Annotated in this window: 23 protein-coding genes; 10 read left to right on the top strand and 13 right to left on the bottom strand. The window is 72.0% G+C overall.

From position 1 onward, the window contains the following. Positions 1–2156 (top strand): hypothetical protein (locus AB0O15_RS07380; RefSeq protein WP_364315275.1); only part of this gene is annotated, 2156 nt, incomplete at its 5' end. Beyond that, the gene (locus tag AB0O15_RS07375) at positions 2153–2707 is read left to right on the top strand and encodes a spherulation-specific family 4 protein (RefSeq protein WP_364315273.1); all 555 of its coding nucleotides are present in this window, start codon (positions 2153–2155) and stop codon (positions 2705–2707) included. The genes AB0O15_RS07380 and AB0O15_RS07375, both read left to right, overlap by 4 nt. On the opposite strand, the gene AB0O15_RS07370 is transcribed toward AB0O15_RS07375, so the two are convergent. Further along, positions 2704–3333, bottom strand: a complete 630-nt coding sequence (locus tag AB0O15_RS07370; RefSeq protein WP_364315271.1) for a TetR/AcrR family transcriptional regulator — start codon at positions 3331–3333, stop codon at positions 2704–2706. The genes AB0O15_RS07375 and AB0O15_RS07370 overlap by 4 nt on opposite strands. Before the next feature lie 46 nt (positions 3334–3379). Between AB0O15_RS07370 and AB0O15_RS07365 the strand changes: the two genes are divergently transcribed. Continuing rightward, positions 3380–4606 (top strand): FAD-dependent monooxygenase, encoded by a 1227-nt coding sequence (locus AB0O15_RS07365; protein WP_364315269.1) that lies wholly within the window; start codon positions 3380–3382, stop codon positions 4604–4606. On the opposite strand, the gene mutM is transcribed toward AB0O15_RS07365, so the two are convergent. From mutM to rsmD, 9 genes are all read right to left on the bottom strand, one after another. Continuing rightward, positions 4533–5414 carry a bifunctional DNA-formamidopyrimidine glycosylase/DNA-(apurinic or apyrimidinic site) lyase gene (gene mutM / locus AB0O15_RS07360; protein WP_364315267.1) on the bottom strand — a complete coding sequence of 294 codons (882 nt, stop codon included), beginning with the start codon at positions 5412–5414 and terminating at the stop codon, positions 4533–4535. The two genes, AB0O15_RS07365 and mutM, sit on opposite strands and share 74 nt — an antisense overlap. 10 nt (positions 5415–5424) lie before the next feature. Further along, positions 5425–6573 (bottom strand): hypothetical protein, encoded by a 1149-nt coding sequence (locus tag AB0O15_RS07355; protein WP_364315265.1) that lies wholly within the window; start codon positions 6571–6573, stop codon positions 5425–5427. Further along, entirely contained in the window at positions 6570–7331 is a 762-nt protein-coding gene (rnc, locus tag AB0O15_RS07350) for a ribonuclease III (RefSeq protein WP_364315262.1), read from the bottom strand. Before rnc ends, AB0O15_RS07355 begins: the two co-directional genes overlap by 4 nt. Before the next feature lie 18 nt (positions 7332–7349). After that, positions 7350–8249: a phosphate acyltransferase PlsX gene (locus AB0O15_RS07345; protein ID WP_364317108.1), complete on the bottom strand. Its 900-nt coding sequence runs from the start codon at positions 8247–8249 to the stop codon at positions 7350–7352. Between the two features lie 105 nt (positions 8250–8354). Continuing rightward, positions 8355–8528, bottom strand: a complete 174-nt coding sequence (gene rpmF / locus AB0O15_RS07340) for a 50S ribosomal protein L32 (RefSeq protein ID WP_364315259.1) — start codon at positions 8526–8528, stop codon at positions 8355–8357. 5 nt (positions 8529–8533) lie between these two features. Next, a complete protein-coding gene (locus tag AB0O15_RS07335) occupies positions 8534–9097 on the bottom strand; it encodes a DUF177 domain-containing protein (protein ID WP_364315257.1) in 564 nt (187 codons plus the stop codon). A 71-nt stretch (positions 9098–9168) separates the two neighbouring features. Continuing rightward, positions 9169–9663, bottom strand: a complete 495-nt coding sequence (locus tag AB0O15_RS07330) for a hypothetical protein (protein WP_364315254.1) — start codon at positions 9661–9663, stop codon at positions 9169–9171. A gap of 124 nt (positions 9664–9787) precedes the next feature. Beyond that, a complete protein-coding gene (gene coaD / locus AB0O15_RS07325) occupies positions 9788–10267 on the bottom strand; it encodes a pantetheine-phosphate adenylyltransferase (RefSeq protein WP_364315252.1) in 480 nt (159 codons plus the stop codon). Continuing rightward, the gene (rsmD, locus tag AB0O15_RS07320) at positions 10264–10839 is read right to left on the bottom strand and encodes a 16S rRNA (guanine(966)-N(2))-methyltransferase RsmD (RefSeq protein WP_364315249.1); all 576 of its coding nucleotides are present in this window, start codon (positions 10837–10839) and stop codon (positions 10264–10266) included. Before rsmD ends, coaD begins: the two co-directional genes overlap by 4 nt. 334 nt (positions 10840–11173) lie before the next feature. Between rsmD and AB0O15_RS07315 the strand changes: the two genes are divergently transcribed. Together AB0O15_RS07315 and AB0O15_RS07310 are read left to right on the top strand one after the other, a co-directional pair. Next, the gene (locus tag AB0O15_RS07315) at positions 11174–12076 is read left to right on the top strand and encodes an LPXTG cell wall anchor domain-containing protein (protein WP_364315246.1); all 903 of its coding nucleotides are present in this window, start codon (positions 11174–11176) and stop codon (positions 12074–12076) included. A 109-nt stretch (positions 12077–12185) separates the two neighbouring features. Then, positions 12186–12554: a hypothetical protein gene (locus AB0O15_RS07310; protein WP_364315243.1), complete on the top strand. Its 369-nt coding sequence runs from the start codon at positions 12186–12188 to the stop codon at positions 12552–12554. Positions 12555–12561: 7 nt separating this feature from the next. Here the strand turns inward: AB0O15_RS07310 and AB0O15_RS07305 are convergent, their stop codons facing one another. Together AB0O15_RS07305 and AB0O15_RS07300 are read right to left on the bottom strand one after the other, a co-directional pair. Then, positions 12562–13200, bottom strand: coding sequence for a DUF3515 family protein (locus AB0O15_RS07305; protein WP_364315241.1), 639 nt, complete (start codon positions 13198–13200; stop codon positions 12562–12564). 2 nt (positions 13201–13202) lie between these two features. Next, complete coding sequence (locus AB0O15_RS07300) at positions 13203–13436, bottom strand: Lrp/AsnC ligand binding domain-containing protein (protein WP_364315238.1); 234 nt, start codon at positions 13434–13436, stop codon at positions 13203–13205. 106 nt (positions 13437–13542) lie between these two features. Between AB0O15_RS07300 and AB0O15_RS07295 the strand changes: the two genes are divergently transcribed. Together AB0O15_RS07295 and AB0O15_RS07290 are read left to right on the top strand one after the other, a co-directional pair. After that, complete coding sequence (locus AB0O15_RS07295; RefSeq protein ID WP_364315235.1) at positions 13543–14478, top strand: thiamine-phosphate kinase; 936 nt, start codon at positions 13543–13545, stop codon at positions 14476–14478. Between the two features lie 66 nt (positions 14479–14544). After that, positions 14545–15027, top strand: a complete 483-nt coding sequence (locus tag AB0O15_RS07290; protein WP_364315233.1) for a GNAT family N-acetyltransferase — start codon at positions 14545–14547, stop codon at positions 15025–15027. Between the two features lie 30 nt (positions 15028–15057). Here the strand turns inward: AB0O15_RS07290 and rpmB are convergent, their stop codons facing one another. Continuing rightward, positions 15058–15249 carry a 50S ribosomal protein L28 gene (rpmB, locus tag AB0O15_RS07285; RefSeq protein WP_030436140.1) on the bottom strand — a complete coding sequence of 64 codons (192 nt, stop codon included), beginning with the start codon at positions 15247–15249 and terminating at the stop codon, positions 15058–15060. A 171-nt stretch (positions 15250–15420) separates the two neighbouring features. On the opposite strand from rpmB, the gene AB0O15_RS07280 reads away from it, so the two are divergent. From AB0O15_RS07280 to AB0O15_RS07270, 3 genes are read left to right on the top strand one after another with little or no spacing between them, the layout of a single operon-like run. Next, positions 15421–17145, top strand: coding sequence for a DAK2 domain-containing protein (locus AB0O15_RS07280; RefSeq protein ID WP_364315230.1), 1725 nt, complete (start codon positions 15421–15423; stop codon positions 17143–17145). Beyond that, complete coding sequence (gene recG, locus AB0O15_RS07275; protein ID WP_364315228.1) at positions 17142–19355, top strand: ATP-dependent DNA helicase RecG; 2214 nt, start codon at positions 17142–17144, stop codon at positions 19353–19355. The genes AB0O15_RS07280 and recG overlap by 4 nt, the downstream gene beginning before the upstream one ends. Further along, positions 19352–19681 carry a DUF952 domain-containing protein gene (locus AB0O15_RS07270; RefSeq protein ID WP_364315225.1) on the top strand — a complete coding sequence of 110 codons (330 nt, stop codon included), beginning with the start codon at positions 19352–19354 and terminating at the stop codon, positions 19679–19681. Before recG ends, AB0O15_RS07270 begins: the two co-directional genes overlap by 4 nt. Positions 19682–19750 lie beyond the last annotated feature (69 nt).

The raw sequence follows: 19750 nt of genomic DNA, 5'->3' as shown, positions 1-19750 counted from the left end.
CGTTTGGCGCTTCCCCGTTTGGCGACACCCCGCCCGGCGACACCCGGCCCGATAACTCGCCACCTGGCGACGCCCCACCTGGCGACCTCGGCGACCCGGTCTCGGTCGCACCCGCGGCGGGCGGGTGGACGGACTCGGCGTGGGACGACGACCGTCGGATCGCGTTGGCCGGCGGCCCTCCAGCGCCCGAGCCCGACTTCAGCAACCTGTGGAAGGACGACGATCGCGTCGCCCTCGACGATGACCCCGCCGGCCGGTCGTGGCGCAAGCCGTGGCGCCGTCGTCGGCGTGATGAGCACTCCGCTGAGGTGGACACGCCTGCCGCGCACGAGGCACAAGACGTGGACGTCCACCACGACCTGGACCCGACGGCCGAGGGCGACCCTCAAGCTTTGACCGGCCCGCAAGCCTTGGACGAACCGCCGACCGGCCCCGAGGCCAGCGCGTTGTGGCCCCGGCCGTCGGTCAGGCCGATCGAATGGCCGGCGCATCCCGCCGAGCCGGCGACCGCCGCCGACGATCCACCGGCAGCGGATCTGGACCAGGCCGACCCGGAGCAGTCGTGGCCCGACGCCGCCGAGCGCGAGGAACCGCGGCCGGTGCTGGACGCCGATGACCTGGATGCCGTGGCGGTGCTGCCGGTTGCGGTCGTTGATCCGGCGGTCGCCGGGAAGGACGGGCGCGGCCGGTGGGCGTGGCCGCCGTCCGGGGTCGACGCGGCCACGCCGGCGCCGAAGTCGCCTGCCGAGGAAGCCGCCGCGGAAGCCGCCGCGGAAGCCGCCGCGGTAGCCGCCGCGGACCAGGAGCCGGTCGGGCGGTCGGTGGTCGAGTTGGCCGAGCGGCTCGGTGACGACCTGGTCGACGCGTCCGATGTGGTCGCGGAGATCGGCCGGATGGGTGTCGACGATGACGATGAGGCGCGGCGGCGGTACGGGATGTCGTTGCAGGGGGTGGGGGTGTCCGTCCTCACTCATCTGGAGCAGCGGCGGGCCCAGCGTGGGGCTCGGCGGGCACCGGCCAAGCGGCCTTACGTCGGGACGGCGCTGGTCCGGTGTGCGCTCTACGTCGGGCCGCTCAGCGTCGCGGTGGCCGGGCTGCCGGTGCTGGGGCGGCTCGGGTGGCTGGTGCCGACCGTGCTGGTGCTGCTCGGGTGGAGTGCGGCGCAGGCGTTGACCAGTGTCGGCGCCGAGGTGGCGCGAGGTGCGGGCGCGGCGCCGGCGGCCCGGCTCGTCGGTGGCGGGTTCCTGGCCGCGGGCGGGGTGTGGAGCGCGCTCGTCTGGGTGGCGCCGGACGCGCTGCTCGGCGGGTCGCGGATGCTCGCGTTCATGGTCGGGCTGGGCGGGCTGGCGACGCTGGCGACGGTCACGGCGGCGCTTGTCACCCGTACCGAAGCCGATGTTGTCCGGTGGTCGTTGCCCTGCTGGTTGCTGGGGGCGCTGAGCGTGGCCGCCACCCTGGGTGACGGGTGGGCGGCCGGCCTGCCGCTGGGGACGCTGCTGCCGGCGGCGATCGTGGTGGCGGCGGTGCGGGCCTACCGGCCGGTGATCATGCGGCGGGTGCCGGGGCGGCCGCGGCTCGTGCGGGGCGCGGTGTGGCGTGGGCTGGGGCATCTGGTGCTCGGCGCGGCGCAGGCCGGCACCGCTGTTCTGCTGTGGCGGGCCGGCCCGGACGGTTCGGCGGTGCTGGCCATGCTGCCCCTGCTGGTCGCCGTGCCCGCGTTGGAGACGCTGGTCGGCTGGCATCTGCACGAGGTCGAGGCGGGGCTGGACCTGGCCGAGAGTGAACGCGACTACCGCCGGCATGTGCGGAGCGTCGCGGTGACCACGGTGTCGGCGCTGCTGCCGCCGCTGGCCGCCGGTGTCGCGCTGACCGCGGCCGCGTACCGCCTCCCGCAGGGTCGCGACGGCGTGCTCACCCTGGCCGCCGGAACCCTGCTCGGCGGCCTGCTGGCGATCACGTTCCTGCTCGCGGCGCGCCGGCGGACGGCGACGGCCGCATCCCTGGCGGCCGCCGCGCCGTTGGCAATCCTGACGCTGCCGCTCCTGGCGAAGCCGCTGCCGTCCGTCGTGGCCGTGCTCGCCGCGACCCACCTGCTCGGGTTGCTGCTGGTGGCCTACACGTCAGCCGATCAAAAGGACCATCGGAGATCTTCGTGAAGACCCTTTTCCCGCCGTACGCCCACCCGTCCGCGAACCTGGCCCTGGACGCCGACACCTGGATCATCCAGGCCCGCCCCGGCCGGCGACACTCGGTGCACCAGGTGCTGGGCCGGGTCGACCTGGACTGGGGTGGCCGCTCCCTGGCCGACGTGCTGGCCGATGTGGACGCGTGGCGCGAGGACGGCGTCGAGGGCCTGTTCCTGGACCGCGCCCCGGCCGGCGAGGGCGGTGTCGGCCCGGTGGCGCTGACGCTGCGGCTGGCGGCCCGCCGCGGCCTGCATCGTGTGGTGCTGAACCCGGGGGTGCCGACGCATCCGTCCTACCGCGAGCTGGGCGCGCGCATCTGCACCTTCGACGGCCCGTGGGACGCCTACCAGGGCTGGAACGGCGACGGCGTGGTCCCCGGCGACGGCCACCTCGTGCACGGCGTGCCGACCGCCCTGCTCACCGCCGCCCGCCGCCTGATGGGCCGCCGCGGCGCCGGCTTCGGCCTGGCCACGGACGCGGCCCCGCAGGTGAGCCCGATCCCCGAACAGGTGCGGTCCTAGCCGGAAGAACAGCCGGCGTACGCCCGCAGGAAGGCCCGCACCCCTTCGACCACCAGCGGCCGCACCCGATCGTCCCCGGCGCTCGGCAGCGCCCCGAACCGGTTCATCGCCACCCCGAAGGTCAGCGCGAGCAGATGGTCGGCGGCCATCCGCGGGTCGGGCGCCGTCAACAGCCCACGCTCGGCCAGCACGGCCAGCTGGGCCGCGAGCTCGTCCTCGGGCGCGTCCCCGAACGGCGCGTCGGCCAGGTGGCCCTCCCCGCCGAGCAGCTTGATCAGCATCGTGTAGTCGGCCGAACCGAGCATGTCGGTGACGATCCGCATCGAGAAGCCGACGAACGCGTCCTCGAGCTGGGCCGGGTCGGTGAGCCCGGCCAGGGTGCCTTGGATGGTGCGCCGGACCGCGTCCAGCAGCGAGCCGGATATGTCGTTCACCACGGCCCCGAGCAGCGTCTGCTTGTCGCCGAAGTAGTCGTACACGGTCCGCTTGGAGACGCCGGCCCGGGCCGAGACGGCGTCCACGCTCGTCCGGTCGAAGCCGTCGTTGAGGAACAGCTCGCGGGCGGCCGAGAGGATGGCCGCGCGCTTCGCCGCCGACCCTTCACGCAGCGTCTTCTCACTTGGCACACGACGACCTTACCGGAACTACACTGCACGGTGTAGTGTCGTCGCCATGAAGGCACTCATCTCCGGCGCGAGCATCGCCGGACCCACGCTGGCCTACTGGTTGCACCGCTACGGCTGGGAGGTGACCGTGGTCGAGAAGGCGCCCACCGTGCGCGGCGGCGGCTACCCCATCGACGTCCGCGGCACCGCCCTCGACGTCATCGACCGGATGGGCGTGCTGCCCCAGGTCCGGGCGGCGCACATCAACTCCCGGAAGCTCACGTTCTTCGCCCCGGACGGGAAGGTCGCCGGGTCGATGGACCCCGAGAAGCTCACCGGCGGGGTCGCACGTCGCGACGTCGAGCTGCCGCGCGGCGACCTCACGTCGATCCTCTACGCGGCGGTCCGCGACGACGTCGAGTGGATCTTCAGCGACTCGATCGCCGCGATCGATGATCACGGCGACGGCGTGACGGTGGCGTTCGACAAACACCGGAGCGAGGACTTCGACGTCGTCATCGGCGCCGACGGGCTGCACTCGAACACCCGGCGGCTGACCTTCGGCCCGGAGGACCAGTTCAACCACTACCTCGGCTACTGCTTCGCCGGGTTCACCATCCCGAACGACCTGGGCCTGGCCCACGAGGGGCTGCTCTGGTCGGCGCCCGGCCGGATGGCGGCGATCTACGCGCCCGGCTGCAGCCCGACGCTGCACGGCTTCCTGATGGCCAAGCGGCCGATCCCGCCGCTGGCCGAGCTGCGTGACGTGGCCGCCCAGCGCGCGCTGATGACCGAGATCTTCGGCGGCGAGGGCTGGCTCGTGCCCAGGCTGCTCGACGGCATGCGCGCCGCGGACGACGTCTTCTTCGACGTGACCAGCCAGATCCGGATGCCGGTCTGGTCACGCGGGCGGGTCGGGCTGGCCGGCGACGCGGCCCACGCGCCGTCGTTCTTCTCCGGCCAGGGCTCCTCCATCGCCCTGGTCGGGGGCTATGTGCTGGCCGGCGAACTGGCCTCGGCGCCGCCCGAGGTGGCGTTCAAGACCTACGAGCAGAAGACCCGTGATTTCGTACGCCAGAATCAGGCCCTGGCCGACGACGGCGCGTCGATGCTGGCCCCGTCGACCACCCGGGCCCTGTGGTTCCGCAACCACGTGCTGCTCAAGGTGGCCCCCCTGCTCGAGGCCACCGGACTGACCGGTCGCGACATCCGGGCGGCGACTACCGCCCTGACGCTGCCCGACTATCCCGGGGCGACAGCACTCGTGGGCGCGGCTGGCACTTCGGGCAGCTGAAGGACGAGCGGTTCATGAACTGCTCCCGGCGGATGGGCGTGCCGCAGCGGTGACACGGCTCGCCCTCCCGGCCGTACGCGTTGAGGGCCCGGTCGAAGTAACCGCTCTGCCCGTTGACGTCCACATAGAGCGCGTCGAACGACGTGCCACCGGCCACGATCGCCTCGCCGAGGACGTCGCGGACGTGGGCCAGCAGGCGGCGGACGGCGGGCCGGGTGAGCGCGTCGGTCGGGCGGGCGCCGTGCAACTGGGCCCGCCACAGGGCCTCGTCGGCATAGATGTTGCCCACGCCGGAGATCAGGGTCTGGTCGAGCAGGGCGCGCTTGATCTCGGTGTGCTTGGCGCGCAGCCGGGCCACGAACTTCTCGTCGTCGAAGAGCGGGTCCATCGGGTCGCGGGCGATGTGCGCGATCTCGTCCGGCAGCTCGGCGCCGCCCTCCGAGACGGCCAGCCCGCCGAACGTCCGCTGGTCGACGAAACGCAGCTCGCGGCCGCCGTCGGCGAAGGTGAACCGGACCCGCAGGTGTGGCCCGTCCGCCTTCTCGGCCGGCTCGACCAGCAGCTGGCCGCTCATGCCGAGGTGGCCGATGATCGCGTCGCCGGAGTCGAGCGTCAGCCACAGGTATTTGCCGCGGCGGGCGACGTCGAGGATCGTGCGGCCGGTCAGCATGGCGATGAAGTGGGCGTCGCCGGGCAGGTGACGGCGGATCGCACGCGGATGGCGTACCTCGACGGACTTGATCGTCCGGCCGGCCACCCACTTGGCCAGCCCCTGACGGACGGTCTCCACCTCGGGAAGTTCGGGCACAACGGGGTCCTTAGAGCGTGTAGGGCCAGACGACGACCAGGTACGCGCCGTACCAGAGGCCGAAGAGCGCCCACGCGACGATCGCCGGCACCGCGACCCGGGGGCGGGCGCGGGCCGCGGCCACCACCGCGGGCATCAGCGTCAACAGTACGGGCAGCAGCAGGCGCGGTTTGGAGTGGTAGAAGCCGGCCTGCCCGTACACCAGGATCATCGCCAGCACGCCGTAGACGGCCAGCGGCGGCCAGGGCCGGGTGGCCAGCGCCACACCGGCCGCGGCCAGGGCGGCCAGCAGGATCAGGGCCACGCTCACCGGCACCCAGCCGTCGCCGGCGCTCAGCGTCGTGCCCAGGAAGGTGATCGTGCTCGCGCCGGCGTCGAACGACGTGCCCCAGCCGGCGCTCTGGATCTTGAACCAGGCGTCCGGCTCACCCACCCGCAGTCCGACCCAGGCCAGGTAGGCGGGCACCCCGGCCAGGGCGACCACCGCCGCCGCGATCGGTTGCCACGACCTCACCTGCCGGACCGCCATGATCGCCGCGACCGCCAGCGCGACCGCCGCGGCGGCGCCGGTCGGCCGGGTCAGCGACGCCGCCAGGCCGAGCAGCCCCGCCGCCCACCACACCCGGCGATGCGCCGCGACCAGCATCCCGGCCACGAAGGCGAGGAAGAGCCCCTCCGAGTACGCCATGCTGAGCACCACCGAGACCGGCGCGGTGGTGCAGATCGCCACCAGCGCCCAGCCCGCGCGGCGCGAGTGCAGGCTCGTGCCGAGCAGGTGCAGGGCGATCGCGGCGCCGGCCGAGGCCAGCCAGGCCACCGCCAGCGCGGCCGTGCCGGAGCCCACCCCGAACACCATGACCAGCCGGATCAGCGTCGGGTAGACCGGGAAGAAGGCCAGCTCGTTGGCCTCCAGGGCGCCGGACTGCCCGTACGTGTAGCCGTGTGGATAGCCGTTCGTGGCGACCCGCTCGAACCAGCCGCCGTCCCACTCCAGCAGGTGCTGGCGCATGGTCTGGCCGTCGTCGGCGGCCGCGGACAGCCAGACCAGCATGATGAGCTGACCCAACCGGCCGGCGATCAGGATGCCCAGCGCGATGGCCAGCCCACGCGGCCCACCGGCCCGGTCGAGAAGGCGTTCCCCGGCGGGCGGCGAGGTCACGGGGCGTGTCCGCCACCGGCGACGGCCGGGGGCGGGGTGTCCTGTTCGGCCCGCTCGTTGAGGGTCCGCCACGCGGCCGCGGCGGCCCGCTGCTCGGCTTGCTTCTTGCTGCGGCCGTCCGAGCCGCCGTACCGCTCGCCGGCCACCACCACCCAGGCGGTGAAGGTCTTCGCGTGGTCGGGGCCGGCGTCGTCGATCACGTAGTCGGGCACGCCCAGCCCGAGCGCCGCGGTCAGCTCCTGGAGGCTGGTCTTCCAGTCCAGGGCGGCGCCGCGCCCGGCCGACTCGGCCATCAGCGGGTCGAACAGCTTGTGGATCACGTCGCCCGCCTTGTCCAGGCCGTGCTCCAGATAGATCGCGCCGAGCAGCGCCTCCAGCGTGTCGGCCAGGATGCTCGCCTTGTCCCGGCCGCCGGTGGTCTCCTCGCCCTTGCCCAGCAACAGGTGTGGACCGAGCCCCTCGGGACCCAGCGTGCGTGCCACGTCGGCCAGCGCGTGCATGTTCACCACGCTCGCCCGGAGCTTGGCCAGCTGGCCCTCCGGGAGATCGGGGTGGTTGTGGAACAACGCCGACGTGATCACCACGCCGAGCACCGAGTCACCCAGGAACTCCAGGCGCTCGTTGGTCGGCAGACCACCGTTCTCGTACGCGTACGAACGATGCGTGAGGGCCCGTTCGAGCAGGCCGGGTTCGAGCGGCACACCGCAGGCCTCCTCGAGCGGCTCGGTCGACGGCCGTCGTCTCTTGTCATTGCTCATCAATCACCTCTGGTTCGCTCATTCGCTCAGGAAGGCCGCGATGGACGGCACCGCGGCCCGGCGGTGCAGATCGGCGGCCAGCGCGATGCCGGCCGCGAGGTCAGGGCCGGAGGCCGCGCCGTGACAGACGACGACCGTGCCGGCGACGCCGAGGAGGGTGGCCGCGCGGGGCGGGACATCGCCGTTGCGGGGCGGGGTGATCAGGGCGTACGCCGTCTCCAGGCCCTTGAGCAGGACGTTGCCGGTGAAGCCGTCGGTCACCACGACGTCGGCGCCGCGGCCGGTCACCACGTCGTCGCCCTCGACCAGGCCGACGTAGCGGGCGCCCGCGGGCAGGACGGTTCCGCTCAGCAGGGCGGGCATGGCCCGTCGGAGGCGGTCGCCCTTGCCGCGCTCGGTGCCGATGGTGAGCAGGCCGACCCGGGGCTCGGCGATCCCGTGGGCCACCGCGGCGTACGCGGCGCCCAGCCGGGCCTGGGTGAGAAGGGCCCGTTCGTCCGGATCGACCGTGGCGCCGACATCGAGGAGCACGATCCGGCCGGTGGCGGTGGGCAGCACCGCGGCCAGCGCCGGGCGGCGCACCCCGGGCCAGCGCCCGAGACCGAGCGCGGCCGAGGTGACCGTGGCGCCGGTCGACCCGGCGGAGACCACCGCGTCGGCCTGGCCCTCGGCGACGGCCAGGACCGCGGCACGGACGCCGGACTCGATCCAGCCGGTGTTGCCGGGGCGGGAGGCGGGACTGCCGATCGTGCGCACGCGGGCCCGATCGGCCGGGCTCAGGGCAGCGAGAACCTCGCCGGCCGCTTCCACGGGGCCGACGAGAAGAAGGTGCACGGACGGATCGGCCTGAACGGCGTGCAGAGCGCCGTCAACCACGACGGCGGGAGCATGGTCCCCGCCGAGGAGGTCGACGGCGATCCGCGCGGTGCCCGGTTGCGGGGTTGTCCCGCCGTCCGGAGCACCGGCATCTCGCCGTTGGTCAGACTCGACCCGCCCGATGTTCGGGCGCGTCACCAGGCCGACTCAGACCTCGAGAACCTGACGCCCGTTGTAGGTGCCGCAGACCGAGCACGCCGCGTGCGGCAGCTTCGGCGACTTGCACTGGGGGCACGCCACGGTCGAGACCACGGTCGCCTTCCAGTTGGCCCGGCGCGAGCGGGTGTTGCTGCGCGACATCTTGCGCTTGGGGACGGCCACGGTTCCTACTCCTCGTTACTCGAAAGGTTGTGCAAAGCGGCCCACCTGGGGTCGGCGGCCTCATGGCTGTGGTCAGCCGGCAGGTCCGCGAGACGTGCGCCGCACTCGGTGCACAACCCTGGGCAGTCCGGCCGGCAGACCGGGTTCGCCGGCAGCGTGAGCACCACCGCGTCCCGTACCGCCGGCTCCAGGTCAAGCAGGTCGCCCCGCATCCGGCCCACCTCGTCCTCGTCGGTGGTCTCCTCGGTGGTGCTGTCCACGTAGGCGAACAGCTCCGCGACGGACACGTCGAAGGACTGGTCGATCTCGTCCAGGCAACGACCGCACTCGCCGGTCAGTGAGCCGCGGACGTGACCGCTGACATAGACACCCTCGGACACCGACGTGAGCGTCAGATCGAGCTCGAGGTCGGAGCCCACGGGCACCGAGATCAGTTCCAGGCCGAGATCCGCCGGCGCCGGCACCACCCGCTGGAGGGCACGCGTCGCACCAGGCTGCCGGGGGAGCTTCGTCGTGTCGACGACCAGCGGCTGCCTGGGATCCAGGTGACTCTGCGATGACTTAGGCATAGTGAACTCTCAGGCCGTGGAAGGCCGACAGGAAAGGTTACCTGAGCAGCCGGTCGAGCGTCGAATCGGCCCTAGAAGGGTAGCGGGCGCTCGTCCTCGCCCTGGAAGGTGCCGATCTCGCGGAGCGCGTGCATCTTGTCGCGGCCACGCTCTATCGACGCCAGCGCCCTGGTCAGGAACTGTTCGAAGTTGGCCAGCGCGGTGTCGACGTAGTCGTCGACCTCCTCGCGCAGGCGCTGGGCCTCGGCCCGGGCCTCGGCGATGATCCGGGCGCCCTCGTGCTCGGCCGAGACCGTGATCTCGTTCACCGAGACCAGCCGGGCGTGCTCGGACTCACCCTCGCTGATGATCCGGTCGGCCTCGCGCTTGCCGGCGTCGATGATCTTGTCGCGTTCCTCCAGCAGCGCGGCCGCCCGGCGCAGGTCACCCGGCAGCTCGGCGCGCAGCTCGTCGAGGATGGCGACCATCTCGCCGCGGTCGAACATGTAGTTCGTCCGCGACATCGGCACCGATCGTGCCGCCTCCACCATGGCGATGATCTCGTCGATGCGGTCGAGCGGGTCCACCGGCGTCTCATCTCCCTGCTTGTCACCAACCGAGCGTCACGCGCCCCACGCAGCGTGGTGCGATCACGTTACTGCGTAGTCGGCCACTGCCCATGATGGGGTGCGCCCGGCGAGTCGGCCCGCCTCAGCCCTGCTTGAGGCGTGTCACCAACCGGTCGCCCACCACGTCGGGGACGTACGTGGAAACGTCGCCACCCCACTTGGCCACCTCTTTGACCAGGCTGGAGGACAGGAATGAATGCTGCGGATTGGTCGGCATGAACAATGTCTCGACGCCGGACAGCCCGATATTCATCTGCGCCATCTGCAACTCGTAGTCGAAGTCGCTGACCGCGCGAAGGCCTTTCACCACCACGGCGGCCTCCTGCGTACGGCAGAAGTCGACGAGCAGGCCACGGAAGGACTCGACCCGGACGTTCCCGTACGGCTCGGTCACCTCGCGAAGCATCTCGATGCGTTCCTCGATGGTGAACAAACCGGTCTTGTGCTGGTTGATCAGCACCCCGATGATCACCTCGTCGAAGAGCCGGCTGGCCCGGCCGACGATGTCCAGGTGGCCGTTGGTCACCGGATCGAAGGAACCCGGGCACACCGCACGTCTCATGATCGGCGACCGTACCAAAGCGTGGTCTCCCCGTACCGCTTGCTGCGTTCCGGTGTGATGCCGTCCACCCAGCTCAGATCCTCGCCGCGGGGCACCGCCCGGGTGGCGCGCTCGAGCACCACCACAGCATCCGGCGCCAGCCAGCCGTTGGCCACCAGCAGCCGTTGCAGCTCGTCGACCTCCTCCTCGGCCAGGGCGTACGGCGGGTCGGCGAACACCACGTCGAACGGGCCGCCCTCGGGCTCGGCGGCGAGCACCGACAGCACCTTGCCGGTCACCAGCCGGGTCGACGCTCCCGCACGCAGCGCGACGATGTTGTCCCGGATCACCCGCGCGGCCTTGGCATCCGACTCCACGAGAAGCGCGAAGGTAGCTCCGCGTGACAATGCCTCGAGGCCGACGGCCCCCGAACCGGCATAGAGATCAACGAACCGGGCACCGTCCAGATCGGTCAACGAGGCCAGCGAACTGAACAGCGCCTCACGGACGCGGTCGGCGGTGGGCCGGGTCTGCGAACCGGGCGGTGCGGACAACCGCCGCCCGCCGAGCACTCCGGCGATGATCCTGGTCATTGCGCTCCCATTAGCACGGATCGACGCTACTGCACAGGCATCGGCAACGGCCGCGCCGGTGAATTCTGCGACCTCCGAACCCTACTCAGCGGATCGATGAAATGCCTCTCGGTACAACGAAGATCTCGGATTCGCATCGACACCATTAAGCCGCACTCATCGGTTTCGCAAATTCACGCCAGTCGCTATGGTCACTGCCTGTTGCAGACGACTTAGGTCGGATGCCCGACGACGTCGGGGAGGCGTCGTCGCAAGGCTCTCTCGTTCTCGTGCCTTCGCTGCGCCCTCCCCTGGCTCGTACCCCTGATCCCACCACAGGAGCACAGGAGCACGCGTGAACCTGCTCAAGTCCCCCCTGCGCCGCACCACGGCCGCGATCGCCGGAGCCTTCATCGGCCTGGTCGGCGCCGTGGCTTTCACCGCACCGGCCAGCGCTCACCACCCGGACATCAACGTCAAGGCCGAGTGCCCGACGGGTGACAACTGGAAGGTCGAGTGGACCGTCTTCAACTACTCGATGAAGGGCCGGGCCGGCTTCATCACCGAGTCGGTGTTCCTCGGTGAGAACGACCAGCCGCTCAGCGCCCAGGCCGCTCCGGCCGTTCCCGAGCTCGCGGTCGGTCAGTCGATCCCCGAGAACCAGTCGGTCACGGCCACGCAGACCCTCCCCAAGACCACCAAGAGCGTCACGCTCAAGGTGACCTTGGACTGGAAGACCCCGGGCGTCGACCAGAAGAGCGCCACCAAGAAGATCGACATCCAGCCGGACTGCAAGCCCGACGCGCCGCAGAAGCCGGAGGAGCCGGAGAACCCGACGACGCCGTCGACCCCGGCCGCCCCGGGCGAGCCGACCCCCATCGTCGAGATGGACTGCACCACGATCGTCATCGGCCTGGACAACCCGAAGGACGGCGTGAAGATCACGCTGACCCTCAAGACCAGCAGGGGCGAGAAGCGTGAGCTGACCGTCAAGCCGGGCGAGAAGAAGACCGAGAAGTTCTCCGCCAAGGAGGGCTTCACCGTCGAGGTCGGCGCCAAGGAGATCGACGAGACCACCGAGATCGCCTGGGACAAGCCGGACGACTGCTCGGCCGCCGGCGCCGGTGGCGGCGACGGGACGCTCCCGCTGACGGGCGCCAACGCCAGCACCCTCGCCGGTGTCGCCGGTGGCGTGCTCCTGATCGGTGCGGCGCTGTTCTTCGTGGCTCGCCGCCGCAAGGTCAAGTTCACGGCCTGATCACGTAACACCAGCTAGCTCCTGCGGAGGGCGCGCCGACCACCCGGTCGGCGCGCCCTTCGCTTGTGTCCACTTTCGCCCCGATCGGGTACGGGCATACGGTGGCGCCATGGAGTGGAAGAGCTTCGACGGCGCCGAGGTGGCCGCGCTCACCCAGGGGACGGCGTTCATGGCCGACCCGGGTGAGCGCATTTGCCCGTCCTGCGGAGCGCGCGCCGTCCGCGCCTACCTGACCACGCCGGCCACCGCGCGCCGGCCCACCCTGGTCTCGTACGTCTGGTGCACCGCCTGCCGCCGGTTCGTCGGCACCCGCTCGGCGCTCCCGGCCGGCCTCGTCTTCACCGACCCGCTCGCCGCCCTGCCGCCGGCCGAGCGACGCGACCTGGAACGCAGCCTCATCGGCTTCCTGGCGCATCTGGACGAACTCTGGGACACCGAGGTGCTCCCCCAGTCGTTCGGCGTCGAGAACGCCTCCTGAACGCCTGCTAACCGCCGCAGCCGGAAGGCACCCCGGCGGTCTTGGAACTGACCGTCTTGACCACGGCGTCGGAGAACTCGTTCGCCCACTGGGCCGGATTCGCCAGCCCGGCCGGGACGGTCACCTGGACGGCGACCTCGCGGTCCATCGTGGTGAAGACCGACCCGGACGTGCCGGTCCGGCCGTACCAGCAGACCCGGTTCATGATCAGCAGATCGGCGGTCAGCGGCACGCAGTCGGGTCCTTCGTCCAGCGCCGCGCACATCTGCGGTTGTCGCACCCCGCAGGCCACGGTCAGCGGCGGCTCGCCCCACGCCGCGTTCTGCTCCGGACCGGCGCTCACCTGCCGCGCGGGCAGATTCCGCACCGTGTCGGGCAGCTGCGAGGTGACCGCCAGGCAGACCTGGGCCGCGCGCGGGCTCAGCTTGGGCACGGTCATCGGCACCGGCGTCGACGGCACGATCACCGGCGCGCCGGCCGAAGCCGCGGGAAGGGCCGGGGCGGCCGGCGCGTCGGGCCGGACCGCGAGGAAGAACACCACCCCGACGATCACCGCCACCGGGACCGCGATCACCGCGGCCAAGAGGGCGGCCTTGCGATTGCCCGGGTCGGGCTCGACGGGGGTACGGGTCACCAGGTCGACCATGCTCAGAGGTTTACCACGCTGCAGGTGAGCGTCCGCGTGATGCCCGGCACGTACTGGACCTTGCTCACAATCAGCCGGCCGAGTTCGTCGACCGTCTTCGCCTCGGTCAGCACCACGACGTCGTACGGGCCGGTGACCGCGTCGACCCGGACCACCCCGGCGATTTTGTCGATCGCGGCGGCCACGTCACGGGCCTTTCCGACCTCCGTCTGGATGAGGATGTATGCCTGGACCACGACCTGACTCCTATCCGACGGTTCTACCCGAACGTGAAACTACCGTACGGATCGGCCAGTGCGCGTCCGGCCACCTCGAGGTGGCCACCATAGAGGGGGAAACCACGTGAGCATCGCCGAGGCCGGCGAGTTCGGGCTGATCGCACGGATCGTCGCGCGCCTCGACGACGGTCCTTCCACGCTGCTCGGGCCCGGCGACGACGCCGCCCTGGTCGCCGCCCCGGACGGGCGTGTGGTGGCGAGCACCGACGTGCTCGTCGAGGGCCGGCATTTCCGCCGGGACTGGTGCACCGCCGCCGATGTGGGCCACCGCGCGGCCGGGGCGAACCTGGCCGACATCGCCGCGATGGGCGCCACCCCGACGGCCCTGCTGGTCGCCCTGGTCGCGCCCACCGACCTGGAGGTGTCCTGGGCCGAGGACCTGGCCGGCGGGCTGGCCGCGGAGGCCGCCAAGGTGGGCGCGAGCGTGGTCGGCGGGGACGTGTCGGCCGGGCCGCTGACCATCGCCGTCACCGCGCTCGGCGACCTGGCCGGGCAGGCGCCGGTGACCCGCACCGGCGCTCAGCCCGGCGACGTGCTCGCGGTGGCCGGGCGAACCGGCTACGCCGCAGCCGGGTACGCGATCCTGTCCCGCGGCTTCCGCACCCCGAAGATGTTCGTGGAGGCCTATCGCCGGCCCGAGGTGCCCTACGCGGCGGGCGCGGCGGCGGCCGGGGCCGGCGCCACGGCCATGATCGACGTGTCCGACGGGCTGCTCCAGGATCTCGGTCACATCGCCACCGGCAGCGTGGTCGGCATCGACGTGCGGCGCGAGGCCTTCACGGTGCCGGATCAGATGCGGGACGCGGCCAGCGCGCTCGGCGTGGACCCGTACCTCTGGATCCTGACCGGCGGGGACGACCACGCGCTGGCCGCGTCCTTCCCACCAGGCGCCGCGCTGCCCCCGGGCTTCCGGGTGGTCGGCAGCGTGCACGAGGGCACCGGGGTGACCGTCGACCGCAGCGCGTGGACCGGCGGCACCGGATGGGACCACTTCCGCTGAGAGCCAGCCCGTGTCCTGTGGATCAGGCCTGGCTGATCCACGAGACGCGACCTAGTCTCGTTCTCCGTGAACGAGATCGTGGTGCGCGAGATCGGCTTCGCCGACCCGCGGGTGCAGGCGCTGGTCACGGCTCAGCTGGCCGAGATGGGCGAGCGGTACGGCGGCAGCGGCGACGACACCCCGGTGGCGCTGACCGACTTCGACCCGCCGGGCGGGCGCTTCTTCGCCGCCGTCGAGGGGGACCGGCTGGTGGGGTGCGCCGGGTGGCGCCGGCACGGTTCGGACGCCGAGCTCAAGCGCATGTTCACCACCCGAGCGGCGCGCGGCCGGGGTGTGGCGCGGCGGCTGCTGACCGCCATCGAGGAGTCGGCTCGGGCGGCCGGGCTGCGGCGGGTGATCCTGGAGACCGGCGACAAACAGCCGGAAGCGGTCGGGCTGTACGAGTCGGCGGGATATGTCCGCATCGCCGACTTCGGCTTCTACCAGGGGCACGCGGGCGTGCTGTCCTACGCGCGGGAGCTGGACACGCAGACAACCCCCGGACGCTAGGCGTCGCGGGGGTTGATCATCGGTACCGGATCAGGCGCGGACGACCTTGCCGGCCTTGATGCACGAGGTGCAGACCTGCAGCTTCTTGGTCGTGCCACCACCGGCCGGAGTACGCACCGACTGGATGTTGGGGTTCCAGCGGCGGTTGGTCCGCCGGTGCGAGTGGGACACGTTGTGGCCGAAGCCGGGCCCCTTGCCACAGACGTCACACACGCTAGCCACGGTGATACTCCTGAGATTTGAACCGAGAACTGATTTGAATCCGAGAACTTTGGAGCGCCCAGGGCTGACCCGCCCACAGGCAACCCGACCACGGTACCTGATGGCATGGCGGAGGAGCCAATCGGGCTCACGTACGGAGGGATTGTCGGTCCTCCCCAGTAAGGTCGGAGCGTGCTGGAAACGCTGGACGACGCGGCCGTCCACCGCTGGTGCGGTGGCGGGCTCGCCGCGCTCCGGGCTCACCAGCACGAGATCGACGAGCTCAACGTCTATCCGGTCCCCGACGGCGACACCGGCACCAACCTGGTGCTCACGCTGACCTCGGCGGCCGAGGCGCTCGAGTCGTCCGAGTCGTCCTCCGACGCGGCCGAGAGCGGAACGCCGCTGGGGCGGGCGATGCGCCGGATGGCTCGGGGTGCGCTGCTCGGCGCCCGGGGCAACTCGGGCGTGATCGTGTCCCAGATCCTGCGCGGCATGGCCGACTCGTTCGCGACCGCGGTGGCGGTGCGCGGGTCCGAGCTGGCGTCGGCGTTGCGGACGGCGAGCGAGGCGGCCTACGCGGCGGTGGCCCGGCCGGTCGAGGGCACTGTTCTCTCCGTGGTGGCCGCGGCGGCCGAGGGGGCCGGCAGGCTCAAGTCCGATGACCTGCGGGCAGTGGCCCGGGCGGCGGCCCGGTCCGCGGCCGAGGCCCTGGCGCGGACGCCGCAGCAGCTGCCGGTTCTGGCGCGGGCCGGCGTGGTCGACGCGGGCGGGCGGGGGCTCGTGCTTCTGCTCGAGGCTCTGGTCGAGGCGTTAGGGCCTCCTGGCAGCGATGAGCAGCCCCTGCCCGGGGTGGGCGGGAAAACCGCCCTCGCCATCAGCGGAGAAGGCCCGGAGACGGCCGGCGCGGCCGGGGATCGAACTGCGGAGATGGCCGGCGCGGCCGGGTTCGGGTATGAGGTGCAGTACCTGTTGGATGCGCCGGCCGAGGCCGTTGATGTGTTGCGCGGGCAGTTGGACCGGCTCGGGGATTCGCTGGTGGTCGTCGGCACCGGGGACGCCGTCGCGCCGACCTGGAACGTGCATGTTCATGTGCCGGTCGAGGCGGTCGGCGCGGCCATCGAGGCCGGGCTCGAGGCCGGGCGGCCACACCGGATCGGCGTGAGCCGGCTCGACGGCGTGCGGGGCGACCGGCACGAGCACCACGGCGGCGAGCACGACGACCTCGACGAGCCGCGGCCGCGGGTCGAGGACGCGCCGGCCCGCAACGCGCGCGGGGCCGTTGTCGTGGCCGCGGGTGAAGGGCTGACGGCCCTCTTCGCGGCCGAGGGGACCGTTGTCGTCGACCGGAACCCGTCCATCGCCGAGATGTTGGCGGCCATCGAGAGCACCGGCGCGGGTCGGGTGGTGCTGCTGCCCAACGACGACAACACCCACGCGGTGGCCACTGCGGCGGCCCGGGAGGCGTCCCACAACGGGGTCCGGGTCAGCGTGGTGCCGACCTCGTCGCCGGTGCAGGCGCTGGCGGCGCTGGCCGTGCGCGACCCGGGGCGGTCCTTCGCCGATGACGTGATCGCCATGGCCGAGGCGGCCGGCGCCTGCCGGTACGGCGAGGTCTGCACGGCCCAGCGTGAGTCCCTGACCGTGGCGGGGCGGTGCCGGCCCGGTGATCTGCTCGGCCTGGTCGACGGCGAGGTGCACATCATCGGCGACGACCTGCCGAGCGTGGCCTGCCGGCTGGTCGACCGGATGCTGGGCGGCGGCGGTGAGCTGGTCACCCTGGTGCTCGGCGCGGACGCCCCGCGGGGGCTGGACGAGACCTTGACGGCACACATCGGCCAGGGCTGGCCGTTCGCCGAGGTGCAGAGCTTCGCCGGCGGGCAGCCCCGGTACCACCTACTGGTTGGAGTCGAGTGAGCGAAACGACGACCGCCGCCACCACGACCACGACACCGTTGGGCAAGGTGCTGGGCGACAAGACCGCGAAGGCGCTCGCCGACCATCTCGACCTGCACACCGCGGGCGACCTCATCTACCACTTCCCGCGGCGGTACGACGAGCGCGGCGAACACACCGACATGCGCAAGCTGGAGGTCGGCGAGCAGGTCACGTTGCTGGCCCAGGTGCGCTCGATCAACGTGAAGCCGATGCGGCAGCGGCGCGGCTCGATGCTCGAGGTGACCATCGGCGACGGCTCCGGCGCCACCCTCACCTGCACGTTCTTCAACCAGGCGTGGCGGCAGCGCGAGCTGCGTACCGGACGATGGGGTCTCTTCGCCGGCAAGGTGACCGACTTCCGGGGCAAGCGGCAGCTCAACGGCCCGGCCTATCAGCTGCTCAGCGTCGACGCGACCGAGGACGAGGCGGCCGAGGAGATCGAGGAGTTCGCGGGCGCGCTGATCCCGGTCTACCCGGCGGCGCAGGCGGTGCCGACCTGGGTGATCGCCAAGTGCGTGCGAACCGTGCTCGACACCTTCCAGGCGCCGGACGACCCGCTGCCGCCCGCCACCCGGGCGACCAACAAGCTGGTCGGGATCGCGAAGGCCCTGTTCGAGATCCATCGGCCCAGCTCGACCGAGGAGCTGTACAAGGCCAAGTACCGGCTCAAGTGGGACGAGGCTTTCGCCGTACAGCTGACTCTGGTGCAGCGCAAGGCCAGCGCGGCCGCGGCCCCGGCAATCGCGCGACCCCGCGCCGAAGCCGGGTTGCTGGCGAAGTTCGACGCCTCGCTCCCCTACGAGCTGACCGAGGGCCAGCGCGACGTGGGCGAGGAGATCGCGGCCGACCTGGCCCGGCCCCACCCGATGCACCGGCTGCTCCAGGGCGAGGTGGGTTCGGGCAAGACCCTCGTCTCGGTACGCGCGATGCTGCAGGTGGTCGACGCCGGTGGGCAGGCGGCTCTGCTGGCACCGACCGAGGTGCTCGCCACCCAGCACTTCCGCGGGATCGGCGCCCAGCTCGGCGCGCTCGGCCGGGCCGGCGAGCTCGACGGCGACCCGACCGGCACCCGGGTCACCCTGGTCACCGGTTCGCAGGGGGCGAAGGCCCGGCGGGCGGCGCTGGCCCAGGTCGCCGACGGCAGCGCCGGCATCGTGATCGGCACGCACGCGCTGCTGTACGAGGGGGTCGACTTCGCCGATCTCGGGCTGGTCGTGGTCGACGAGCAGCACCGGTTCGGGGTCGAGCAGCGGGACGCGTTGCGGGCCAAGGCCGCCCAGCCGCCACACGTGCTGGTGATGACGGCCACGCCGATCCCGCGCACGGTGGCCATGACGGTCTACGGCGACCTGGAGACGTCGGTGCTGTCCCAGTTGCCGCGGGGCCGTTCGCCGATCGCCTCGCATGTGGTGCCCGCCCTGGAGAAGCCGGCCTTCCTGGACCGGGCCTGGCGGCGGTTGCGCGAAGAGGTCAAGGACGGCCATCAGGCGTACGTGGTGTGCCCACGGATCGGCGACACCGACTCGGATTCGAACGAGGACGGCGAACCCCCCAGCGACAACGAGTCGGCGAAGCGGCCACCGCTGGCCGTGCTGGACGTGGCGCCGGCGCTGGCGGACGGTCCGCTCAAGGGGCTGCGGATCGCGATCCTGCACGGGAAGCTGCCGGCCGACGAGAAGGACGCGGTGATGCGCTCGTTCGCCGCCGGCGACCTGGACGTGCTGGTGGCGACCACGGTGATCGAGGTCGGCGTGGACGTCCCCAACGCCACCGTGATGATCATCATGGACGCCGACCGGTTCGGCGTCTCCCAGCTCCACCAACTGCGCGGCCGGGTCGGCCGGGGCTCGGCGGCCGGGATCTGCCTGCTGGTCAGCGAGGCGGCCGAGGCGTCGGCGGCCCGCGAGCGGCTGGAGGCGGTGGCGTCCACCACGGACGGTTTCAAGCTCTCCGAGATCGACCTGGAACAACGGCGGGAGGGCGACGTGCTCGGCGCCTCGCAATCCGGGAAACATTCACATCTGCGCTTGCTGTCGCTGCTGCGGGACGAGAAGCTCATCAAGGAGGCGCGCGCCGAGGCCGCTTCACTCGTCGAGGACGACCCGACGCTGTCGCGCTACCCGGCGCTGGCCGCGTCCGTGGCCGCCCTGGTCGACGAGGAACGAGCCGAGTTCCTGGAGAAGGGATGATCTACCACTTCTGCCACCGGTCCGACTACTCCGCCGACGCCGCGCTCTACATCAATGAGACGCTCTCCACGCAGGGGTTCATCCATTGCTCGCCGCGCGACCACGTGCACGTGCCGGCGACCCGGCTGGCCCGCGGCGAGACCGACCTCGTCGTGCTCGAGATCGACGAGAAGCGGCTGCCGAAGCCGCCGGTCTGGGAAGACGGCGACCCGCCCGACCCGGACGGCCGGCTGTTCCCGCACGTCTACGGCCCGATCCCGACCGCGGCCGTGGTCGCGGTGCACGACCTGCCGCCGCGTCCCGACGGATCCTTCGCTCCCCTGTAGCGGGCCACCTCGGCCGCGGCAGGACGGTGGCGGGCAGGACGGTGGTGCCTATACGCGCTCAGAGCTGCT

This window comes from Actinoplanes sp. NPDC089786, assembly GCF_040684855.1.
Classification (GTDB): Bacteria; Actinomycetota; Actinomycetes; order Mycobacteriales; family Micromonosporaceae; genus Actinoplanes.
The sequence above is the reverse complement of the archived record's forward strand: the minus strand, read 5'-3'. Positions and strand labels throughout refer to the sequence as shown.